The following is a 10500-nucleotide window of genomic DNA, read 5'->3' as shown; positions in this document are numbered from 1 at the left end:
GACCGCGCGCATGTAGTCGCCCCGGTTGAACTGCTCGAGGTTGAGCGCGCTCTCGGCGCGCGCCGACCACAGCCGCAGCGTCGCGACCGAGCTCAGCTCATAGCCCGGCACGCCGCTGTCGTAGGCGACGGCGATGACGTTCTCCGTGTCCACCCAGCGCACCCTCTGGCCGTCAGGAACCAAATGCCCGCGGTAGCGCACCGTGTAGCTGTATTCGGGGCGCATGAATTCCCAGGGGTTGCCGTTGAGCAACCACTGATCGGGCTCCTCCACCTGACGGCCATCGACGATGCGCTGCGCGAACATGCCGTATTCGTAACGGATGCCGTAGCCCATGCCCGGCAGCGCGAGTGTGGCCATCGAGTCGAGGAAACACGCGGCCAGCCGTCCGAGGCCGCCGTTGCCGAGTCCCGGATCGGCCTCGAGGTCGACCAGCGTGTCGAAATCCGCGCCCAGTTGCGTGCACGCCTTGCGAATGTCATCGAGCAAGCCTTCCGCAGCGAGCGCATTGGTGAGCATGCGCCCGGGCAAAAATTCCATCGACAGGTAATAGACGCGCTTGGCATCCTGGTCGATCGCGGCGTGGTGCGTCTCGCGCCAGCGGTCCATGATGCGGTCCCGAACCGCGTAGAAGACCGCAAACAGCCAATCCCGCGCACACGCGGAGCGCACGTCCTTGCCCACCGAATACACCAACCGGTTCGAGATCGAGCGCTTGAGCGCCTCGACCGTGCTGGCGGGGCGGTCGAAATCGAACGACGCCGATGCGCTCGGCGCGAGGGGCGATGGGGCAGCGTCAGGGGCGTTCATGAGGCCAGCCTTGCGGAAGAAGAACGAATGTCATCGTACAGCGTGCCATATTGCCGCGCGGCGCGCGCCCAGTCGAACCGTAGGCTCATGGCGTGTGTCTGGACCCGTTGCCAGTCGGCGCCGCGGCGGTGCAGCGCGAAGGCGCGCCGAATGGCCGCGTCGAGCGCAGCGGGCGTGGCCTCATGGAACACGAAGCCGCTGGCGCGACCGTCGTCGATCGCCTCGAGGCTGCTGTCGACGACCGTGTCGGCCAGCCCGCCCACCGCGCGCACCAGCGGCAAGGCGCCGTACCGCATACCGTAGAGCTGCGTCAGGCCGCAGGGCTCGAAGCGCGAGGGCACGAGGATCACGTCGGCTGCAGCGATGATGCGATGGGCCAGCCCCTCGTCGTAGCCGTCGCGCAGGCTCGCCTGGCCCGGGTGGGCGGCGCAGGCCGCTTCCAGCGCGCGCTCGATCGCCGCGTCCCCGTGGCCCAGCACCGCGAGCTGGCCACCGCGGGCCACCAGATCGCCGAGCACGGGCGCGATGAGATCGACACCTTTTTGCTCGGTGAGCCGGCTGACCACGCCGAACAGCACGGCATCTGCGCGCGGTGCCAGGCCCAGTTCTCGCTGAAGCACGGCCTTGTTGCGCGCCTTTCCGTCGAGCTGCGCCAGATCGTAAGGTTGCGCCAGCCACGCGTCGGTCGCGGGGTTCCACACCGAATAGTCCACGCCGTTGAGGATGCCGTGCAGCACCTGGGCTCTTCGGCGGAGCACGCCGTCGAGGCCAAAACCCTGCTCGGGCGTGAGAATTTCCTGCGCGTAACGGGGGCTGACCGTCGTCAAGGCGTCGCTGAACAGAATCCCGCCCTTGAGGAACGAAACCTCGCCATAAAACTCGAGCCCTTCGATCCCAAACAGCGCCGCTGGCAGCCCCAGCCGCGGCCAGAGCTCGCCCGGAAATCGACCCTGGAACGCCAGGTTGTGGATCGTGAGCACCGACCCCGCGGATTCAGGCCCCCGGCGTGTGGTCGCCAGATAAACCGGAGCGAGCGCCGCATGCCAATCGTGGGCGTGGACCACGTCCGGGGTCCAGGACGGGTCGGCGCCCAGCCCCAGTTGGGCTCCGATCCAGCCCAGCAGCGCAAAGCGCTCGGCGTTGTCGGGCCAGGGGCGATCCTGTTCGTCCAGATACGGGCCGCCGGGGCGCTCGTACCACGCCGGGGCATCGATGAACCACAGCGGCAATCCCGCGCCACGCAATCGGGCGGGGATGATCGAAACCTCGGGCCCCAAGGCCTGCACGATCGGCGGGGCGTTGCGCGTCGCCAACTTCAGCGCCGGGCCTGTGGGTTCGACGCCTGCTTTCACGCCGGCAAAGCCCGGCAGCAACACCCGCGCATCGATGCCCAGCGACCGTTGCGCGGCGGGAAGCGCGGCGCAGACATCGGCGAGCCCCCCGGTCTTGACCAGTGGATACAGCTCGGCGCAGACATGCAGGACCTTCATGAACGAACCCCAGGGCCGGGTGAAGGAAAGCCCAGCCGCGCGAGCATTGCCGGAGTCACCAGCACGACGCCGCCATCCGTCCGCGCGAAGCGCTGCGCGTCGAGTGCGGGGTCTTCGCCGATCACCATGCCCTCGGGGATGTGGCAGCCGGCATCGACGACCACCTTGCGCAGCCGGCAATGACGCCCGACCTCGACCGCAGGCAGCAGCACCGATTGCTCGACCCGGGTGTAGGAATTGACCCGCACCCGCGAGAACAGCACCGAGCGGCGCAGCTGCGCGCCGGAGATGATGCAGCCGCCCGAAACCAGCGAATCGACCGCACAGCCGCGCCGGTCTTCGTCGTCGAACACGAACTTCGCCGGAGGCAACTGTTCCTGGTAGGTCCAGATCGGCCAGTTGCGGTCGTACATGTCCAGCTCGGGGATGGTGTTCGTCAGGTCGAGGTTGGCAGCCCAATAGGCATCGACGGTGCCGACATCGCGCCAATAGGCCGGCGCCTCCGGGCTGCTCTTGACGCAGGACTCCCCGAAAGGATGGGCGACCGCTTCGCCGCGCGCCACGGCCTTGGGGATCAGGTCGCGGCCGAAGTCGCGGCTCGAGCCCGGTGTGGCGGCGTCGGCCTCGAGCGCGGCGTAGAGATAGTCGGCATCGAACACATACACCCCCATGCTGGCGAGCGCATGGTCGGGTCGCCCCGGCATCGGCGCCGGGTGCGCGGGCTTCTCGTCGAAGCGCACGATGCGCCGCGCCTCATCGATGGCCATCACGCCAAAGGCGCTCGCCTCTGCCAGCGGCACCTCGATGCAAGCCACGGTACAAGGGGCGCCGCGCGCCGCATGATCGGCGATGAGGCGTGCGTAATCCATCTTGTAGACATGGTCCCCGGCGAGCACCAAGATGTAGCGCGGGCGGTTGGGCCGCAGGATGTCGAGGTTCTGGAACACCGCATCGGCCGTGCCTTGGTACCAGGAGGTTTCGTCGATGCGCTGCTGCGCGGGCAAGAGGTCCAAGAACTCGTTGAACTCGCTGCGCAGGAAAGACCAACCCCGCTGCAGATGCCGCAGCAGGCTGTGGGACTTGTATTGGGTGATCACACCGATGCGCCGCACGCCCGAGTTCAGGCAATTCGAGAGCGCAAAGTCGATGATCCGGAACTTGCCGCCAAAGTACACGGCCGGCTTGGCGCGTCGATCGGTGAGCGCGCCCAGGCGCGAGCCGCGGCCGCCGGCGAGCACGAGGGCAATCGTCTGGCGCGCCAGTTGATACGGCGCCTGGGGATCGGTTGGGGGCATGGCAGTTCTCCTCGGGTGGGGCGGGTCCGTCGGGGCAGGGGGATCAGGGGGCGCGGCCGTGGGCGCGCACGATTTCGGCCAGGCGCGCCGCGGGCTCGGGGCCCACCATCGGCCAGTCGAAGCGCCAGCGCCAGCAACCTTCGGCGAGCCCCGGTGTGTTCATGCGGTGCCGGCCGTCCAGGCCCAGCACGTCTTGAAACGGCACGATCATCGTGCGCGCGACCGAGAGGGAGAGCGCGCGGATCAGGCTCCAGTGGATGCCTTCACCGTCCACGCCTGGGCCGAGGTAGCGGCGCACCAACGCCTGCGCCGAGGGCTCGAGCGACTGCCACCAGCCCATGGCGGTGTCGTTGTCGTGCGTGCCAGGGTAGGCCACGGTGTGGGGCTCGTAGTTGTGGGGCAGGTGGGGGTTGTCGGCATGGCCGTCGAAGCCAAATTGCAGCACCCGCATGCCGGGGTAGCCGCAGGCCTCGCGCAGCGCCATCGCTTCGCCGAGATCGGCGCCGAGGTCCTCGGCGATCAAGGGCAGCGGCCCCAGCTGCGCTTGGAGCGTTTGAAAAAACGCCAGCCCAGGCCCGGGACGCCAACGCCCGTCGATCGCGGTGGGCGCCTGCGCGGGGACTTCCCAATACGACGCGAACCCCCGGAAGTGGTCGATGCGCACGACGTCGAACTGCTCGAGCGTGCGCTGCAATCGCCGCTTCCACCAGCCATAGCCGTCCTCGGCCATGCGGTCCCAGCGGTAGAGGGGGGTGCCCCAGCGCTGACCCTGCGGGCTGAAGTAGTCGGGGGGCACGCCCGCAATGACCTCGGGCTCGCCCGAGGGGTCGAGCGCGAACCACGACGGCTGAGCCCATACGTCGGCACTGTGATGGGCGACGAAGATCGGCAGGTCGCCAATGACGCCGATCCCCCGCTCCCGCGCATAGGCCCGAAGCGCCTGCCATTGGCGCTCGAACAGCCACTGGGTGAAGCACCAGAAGCCGCGCTCGTCTTGCGCGGCTGCCGCGACCTCGGCCAGCGCGCTCGGGTCGCGTCGCGCCAGTCGTTCGGGCCATCGGGTCCAGGGCTGCCCATGACGCGCGTCGAGCACCATGAACAGCGCATAGTCCTCGAGCCAATTCCGTTCGCGCGCAACGAAGGCTTCGAGATCGCTGCGCTCGGGCTCGGTGGCTGCGCGCTGAAACCCCTGCCAAGCCTGCATCAGCAGGCGCTGGCGGGCGGCGACGCCTTCGGGCGTTCCGCAGCTCTGCCCATCGACAGGCGGTACGGGCTCGTCGTCGCGCAGCCATCCGCGCTCGCGCAGAGCCCCGAGATCGATGAGCCAGGGGCTGCCGGCAAATGCCGAGAGGCTCTGGTACGGTGAGAAGCCGGGTCCTGGTGGCGTGAGGGGCAAAACCTGCCACCAGGATTGCGCAGCACTCTGGAGCCAGTCGACCCAGTGTCGCGCCGCGGCGCCCAGATCCCCGCAGGACGCGCTGCCGGGCAGGCTCGTCGGATGCAGCAGGATGCCGCTGCTGCGCCGGTGCAGTGGCTTCGCTGGGGGTGCCGTCATGGGCTCGGGTCTCCGCTGGGCAGGGGCTGGACGAGGATTTTGAGGCAGGGCGGAACCACCGCGGGCCAGCCCCGCTCCCCGGGGGGGCCGGCGGTTGGGGCATCGGGGCTTGCCGGTCGGGGAAAGCGCGCGCCGATTCGGCTGTCGAGCACCGTGTGCCACATGCCTTCGGGCAGCCGCACGCAAGCCGGCTCCGAACCGGCGTGAAAAATCGTCATCACCCGCTCGCGCGGCAAGCCGCCTGGCTCACCGACCGTGATGACGCAGGCCAGGATGCGGCTGTCTGGCTGCTCCCATTCGTCCACCCCAGGCGGATACCCTTGCGCGGTTCGCCATTCGATGTCCGGCGGCAGATCCGCCTCTGACCATTGTCCCGAAAACCAGAGTGGATGGCGCAGCGCGGGCAGCTCGCGCCGCAGGGCCGTCAGCGTGGCGACAAAGCTGCAGAGATCGGCGTCGCCTCGCGCCCAGTCGATCCAACTGATCGGATTGTCCTGGCAGTAGGCGTTGTTGTTCCCGCGTTGGCTGTGGCCGATTTCATCGCCGGCGAGCAGCTGGGGTACGCCCTGGGCGCAGAACAAGGTGCTCAGCAACGCGCGCCGCCACTGCTGCCGCCGCTCGAGGACGGCCGGGTCTTCGCTCGGTCCTTCGACGCCGGCGTTGGCGCTGAAGTTGGCATCGGCACCGTCGCGGTTGTCTTCCCCGTTGGCTTCGTTGTGCTTGTGCCGGTAGCTGGTCAGGTCGGCGAGCGTGAAGCCATCGTGCGCCGTGATGAGATTGATGGAGGCGAGTGGAAGACGTCCGTCATGTTCGAAACGGTCGCTCGAGCCCGCCAAGCGCCGCGCGAGCTCGCCGCGGGTGCACTCGTGTCCGAGCCACCAGGCGCGCACGGTATCTCGGAAGCGGTCGTTCCATTCATGCCAGCCGGGCAGGAACTGCCCGAGGCGGTAGCCATCGGGCCCGAGGTCCCAGGGTTCGGCGATGTGCTTGAGGGGCGCCAGGACGGGGTCTTGTGCCATCGCCGTGAACAGGGCATGTGCCGGATGGAAGCGCCAGTCGAGCCTGGGGTCGCGGCCGAGGGACACCGCAAGGTCGAAACGGAACCCATCGACGCCGAATGCTTCCGCCCACCAGCGCAAGCTGTCCATGACGAGTTGGACGGCGTGGGGTTCACCGAGGTTCAGCGTGTTGCCGCAGCCGCTGAAATTCATCGGATGTCCGTGTTCGTCCAGCGCGTACCAGGCAGCATGGTCGAGTCCTCGCCAGGAAAGGGTGGGCCCCGTCGCGCCGCCTTCGGCCGTGTGGTTGTAGACCACGTCCAGGATGACCTCGATCCCTTCCCGATGCAAACCGTCGACCATTTGCCGGAACTCGTCGCGAATCCGCTGATCATCTTGGCGTTCGCCCCGGGCATGCGGCGTAGCGAAACGGGGGTCGGGGACAAAGTAGTTGAGCGTGTTGTAGCCCCAGAGGTTGCTCAGGCCCCGCTCGATCAGGTGGCGTTCATCGAGGTGCAGCTGCACCGGCAGCAAACACAAGCTGGTGATGCCCAGTTTGCGGTAGTGCTCGAGCATGGGCTTGCTCGCAAGCCCGAGCCAGGTGCCGCGAAGCTCGGGCTCGAGATCCGGGTGCAAGGCCGTGGCCGATTTGACATGCGCCTCATAGAGGACCGTTTGGGACCAGGGAACCCAGGGCCGCGCGGCGATCGAGCGTGCGCGGCACAGCTCTTGCTCGAGGTCGAGCACACGGGCCTTGGGCACGCGCTCGGCGTTGTCGCGTGGCAGCGGCGGAAAGCCACGCCCTTGCGGGTCGTCACATTCGAGCGCCAAAGCGCTCGTCGAGCCGACGAGGGCCCGGGCCCAAGGGTCGATGAGCAAACGATGCGGGTTGTAGCGGTGGCCTTGCTCGGGCTTCCACGGGCCGTCGGCGCGCAGGCCATAAAGCATACCCGCGCCATGCCCCGGCATCCAACCGCACCACAGGCCGTCACCGTGGCACCGCAAGTGCCATCGTTCGATCTCGCGATGCCCTTCTGCGTCGAAGACGCAAACCATGACGGCATGGGCATGCGGCGCGAAGACGACGGCATTGACGCCTTCCTGCCCGGCCAAGGTTCGCGGTGTCACACCCATCGGCCAGGGCCTTCCAGGCTCGCTCAGGCGGTCGAAGGCTCGCGGGTTCATGATGGCAGTGGCTTCTCAGGACCAAGCCACAGGACGCCCAGCGGCGGAAGTGTCAGTTTGACCGACCAGGGATGGCCGTGCATCGGGATGGGCTCGGCCTCGAGGCGTCCGAAGTTGCCGACATTGCTCCCGGCATAGTGGGCCGAATCGGTGTTGAGCCGCTCGACCCAGGTGCCCGCCTGGGGTACGCCAATCCGCCAGTCGTGCCGAACGACGGGCGTTAGGTTGCAGACCACCGCAAGGACTTCATCAGGCCGGGTGCCCCAACGCAGAAAGCTGTAGACGCTGTGCGCCGCATCATTGGCCTCGATCCAAGCGAAGCCTTCCGGAGTGTCGTCCTGAACGAACAGCGCCGGCAGTTCGCGCAGCAGGTGGCAGAGATCGTGCACCAGCCGCTGTACGCCCGCGTGGTCGGCCTGATTCAAGAGGCCCCAGTCCAGCTCCGTGTCGTGATTCCACTCCCGTGGTGTTGCCAGCTCCGCGCCCATGAACAACAGTTTGCGGCCTGGAAACGCATACATCAAGCCCAGTAGCGCGCGAAGATTGGCTCGCCGCTGCCAGGGATCCCCCGCCATTTTGTTGAGCAATGAGCCTTTGCCGTGGACGACCTCGTCGTGCGACAGCGGCAGAACGAAGCGCTCACTGTAGGCGTACATCATCGCGAAGGTCAGGGCGTCGTGGTGCCAGCGTCTGTGGACGGGGTCGAGCGCGAAATACCGCAGCGTGTCGTGCATCCACCCCATGTTCCATTTGGCGTCGAAGCCCAGGCCACCCTCCTCGGGCGAGCGGCTGACATGCGGAAACGCCGTCGATTCTTCCGCAATGGTCAGCACGCCCGGGGCTTGCTCGTGCAGCGTGCGGTTGACCTCCTGCAAAAACGAGATGGCTTCGAGGTTTTCCCGCCCACCCCGTGCGTTGGGGATCCACTCTCCGGCAGGCCGGCTGTAGTCCCGGTAGAGCATGGAGGCGACCGCATCGAAACGCAAACCGTCGAAGCCGAACTCTTCCACCCAATAGAGCGCGTTGCCGATCAGGAAGTTGCGGACCTGCGGACGTGCAAAGTTATAGATCAGCGTGTCCCAGTCGCGGTGAACCCCCTCCCGAGGGTCTTCATACTCATAGAGGGCCGTGCCATCGAAACGAGCCAGCGCGTGGCCGTCTCTGGGAAAGTGGCCCGGAACCCAGTCGAGGATTACGCCCAGCCCGTGCGCATGGGCCGCATCGATGAAGCGCCGCAAAGCGTCGGGGCTGCCATAGCGAGCCGCTGGGGCGTAGAGGTTGGTGCATTGATAGCCCCAGGATCCGTAGAACGGATGCTCAGCCACCGGCAACAGCTCAATGTGTGTGAATCCGAGCTGGGCGACGTAGGGCGGCAGTTCGCGGGCGAGCCAGTCCCAATCCGGAATGTGTCCCCCTGGTCGCTTCCAGGAGCCGGCGTGGACCTCGTAGATGGCGATGGGGCGCCCGCCTTCAGGCCGCGCGTGCAAGCGATGTGGCCGCCAGGCAGCCGGGGCACACACGCGCGCGGCGAGGCCCGGCGGTCCCTCGGTCGCTCGCGCATAGGGATCGGTTCGTAAGCTCAGATGGCCGTGGACATCGACAACGGCGAACTTGTAGAGCGCACCCGCTGCCGCGTTGCGGACGAACGCCTGCCAAATGCCGCTCTCACCCACCCGCGCCATCGGGTCGCGCGCCGGGTCCCAAGCGTTGAAGTCCCCGACCACGCTGACGGCCTCTGCGTGCGGAGCCCAGACTGCAAAAACGGTGCCCTCATGGCCCTGCTCGCGGGCCAAATGGGCGCCGAGCTTTTGCCAGGGGCGCAGATGTCGGCCCTCGGCCAGTAGCCAAAGATCGAGCGGGCCCAGCCACGGGGACGCGGCCAAGTCCGGTCGATCGTGTTCCGTCGTTTCCATGCTGAAGGGGCTCGCCCTCAACCGCGCTCGAACTTGAACACCGCTGTCGAGGCGCAGAGGTTGGGCATGAAGCGAATCTTGCGCCCATTTTGCAAGCCGAAGGCGTCGAGGATGCGCAGGCCGTTGCGTTCCGCGAGCACCTCGAAGTCCGCATAGGTTCCAACTCGGATGTTGGGCGTGTCGTACCACTCGTAGGGCAGGCGTTTCGTCACGGGCATGCGACCCCGCAGCACACTGAGCCGGTTGGGCCAATGTGCGAAGTTCGGAAAGGCGACGATGCCGATGCGGCCCACGCGCGCGGTTTCACGGAGCATGGTTTGCGCATTGCGCAAATGTTGCAGCGTGTCGATTTGCAGCACCACGTCGAACGACTGGTCGCCAAACATGGCGAGACCCTCCTCGAGGTTGAGCTGCAGCACATTGACCCCGCGCTGGACGCAGGCGAGCACGTTGGCGTCGTCGATTTCGACGCCATAGCCCGAGCAGTTCCGATGGATCCGCAGCCACTCCAGCATGGCGCCGTTGCCACAGCCCAGATCGAGCACGCGCACCCCTTTCGGCACCAGGGCGCCGAGGGTTTCCATGAGCACGGGATCACTCATGCTTGGGCTCCCCGGGCAATCCGCTCGAACCACGCACGCACCACCGCATGGTAGCGGGCATCGTCGAGCAGGAACGCATCATGGCCGTGGGGCGCATCGATTTCGGCATAGCTGACGTCGCGCTGGTTGGCGACCAGCGCTCGGACGATCTCGCGGCTGCGTGCCGGGGAAAAGCGCCAGTCGGTCGTGAAGCTCACCAGTAAAAAACGAGCACGGGCCGGCGCGAGCGCACGAACCAAATCACCGTCGAAGGCCGCAGCTGGATCGAAGTAGTCGAGTGCGCGGGTAATCAGCAAGTAGGTGTTGGCGTCGAAGTACTCGCTGAATTTGTCCCCTTGATACCGCAGATAGCTCTCGATCTGGAACTCGACATCCTGCGTCGAGTAGCGGTAGCCGTTCGGGTGGCCGGCGACGGCCTCGCGCAGACTGCGGCCGAACTTCTCGTTCATCACGTCGTCGCTGAGGTAGGTGATGTGCCCGATCATGCGCGCGATGCGCAGGCCCCGCTTGGGTACCACGCCGTGTTCGTAGTAATGGCCGCCATGAAAATCCGGATCGGTCACGATGGCGCGCCGCGCCACCTCGTTGAAGGCGATGTTCTCGGCCGTGAGGTTGGGCGCGCTCGCAATCACGGCGGCGTGGCGGACCCGCT

Annotated in this window: 8 protein-coding genes; all 8 read right to left on the bottom strand. The window is 67.0% G+C overall.

Annotation, left to right across the window (positions count from 1 at the left end; all coding sequences use genetic code 11):
* Window positions 1–810, bottom strand: an 810-nt coding sequence (locus tag JHC36_RS09300; protein WP_287918456.1) for a glycogen/starch/alpha-glucan phosphorylase, incomplete at its 3' end; no start/stop codon positions are given.
* On the bottom strand, window positions 807–2300 hold the full coding sequence (gene glgA, locus JHC36_RS09295) for a glycogen synthase GlgA (protein WP_287918454.1): 1494 nt from the start codon (window positions 2298–2300) through the stop codon (window positions 807–809). The genes glgA and JHC36_RS09300, both read right to left, overlap by 4 nt.
* Complete coding sequence (gene glgC / locus JHC36_RS09290; protein ID WP_287918453.1) at window positions 2297–3595, bottom strand: glucose-1-phosphate adenylyltransferase; 1299 nt, start codon at window positions 3593–3595, stop codon at window positions 2297–2299. The genes glgA and glgC overlap by 4 nt, the downstream gene beginning before the upstream one ends.
* 43 nt (window positions 3596–3638) lie before the next feature.
* A complete protein-coding gene (gene malQ / locus JHC36_RS09285) occupies window positions 3639–5150 on the bottom strand; it encodes a 4-alpha-glucanotransferase (protein ID WP_287918452.1) in 1512 nt (503 codons plus the stop codon).
* A complete protein-coding gene (gene glgX, locus JHC36_RS09280; RefSeq protein WP_287918451.1) occupies window positions 5147–7333 on the bottom strand; it encodes a glycogen debranching protein GlgX in 2187 nt (728 codons plus the stop codon). Before glgX ends, malQ begins: the two co-directional genes overlap by 4 nt.
* Window positions 7330–9246, bottom strand: coding sequence for a 1,4-alpha-glucan branching protein GlgB (gene glgB, locus JHC36_RS09275; RefSeq protein ID WP_287918449.1), 1917 nt, complete (start codon window positions 9244–9246; stop codon window positions 7330–7332). The genes glgX and glgB overlap by 4 nt, the downstream gene beginning before the upstream one ends.
* A 17-nt stretch (window positions 9247–9263) precedes the next feature.
* A complete protein-coding gene (gene metW / locus JHC36_RS09270) occupies window positions 9264–9848 on the bottom strand; it encodes a methionine biosynthesis protein MetW (RefSeq protein ID WP_287918448.1) in 585 nt (194 codons plus the stop codon).
* A partial coding sequence (locus JHC36_RS09265) for an alpha/beta hydrolase family protein (RefSeq protein ID WP_503007029.1) occupies window positions 9845–10500 on the bottom strand: 656 nt, incomplete at its 5' end. The genes JHC36_RS09265 and metW, both read right to left, overlap by 4 nt.

This window comes from Tibeticola sp. (assembly GCF_022759015.1).
Lineage (GTDB): Bacteria > Pseudomonadota > Gammaproteobacteria > Burkholderiales > Burkholderiaceae_C > Tibeticola > Tibeticola sediminis.
Note: the sequence above shows the minus strand (reverse complement) of the source record. Positions and strands in the feature narration are given on the sequence as shown.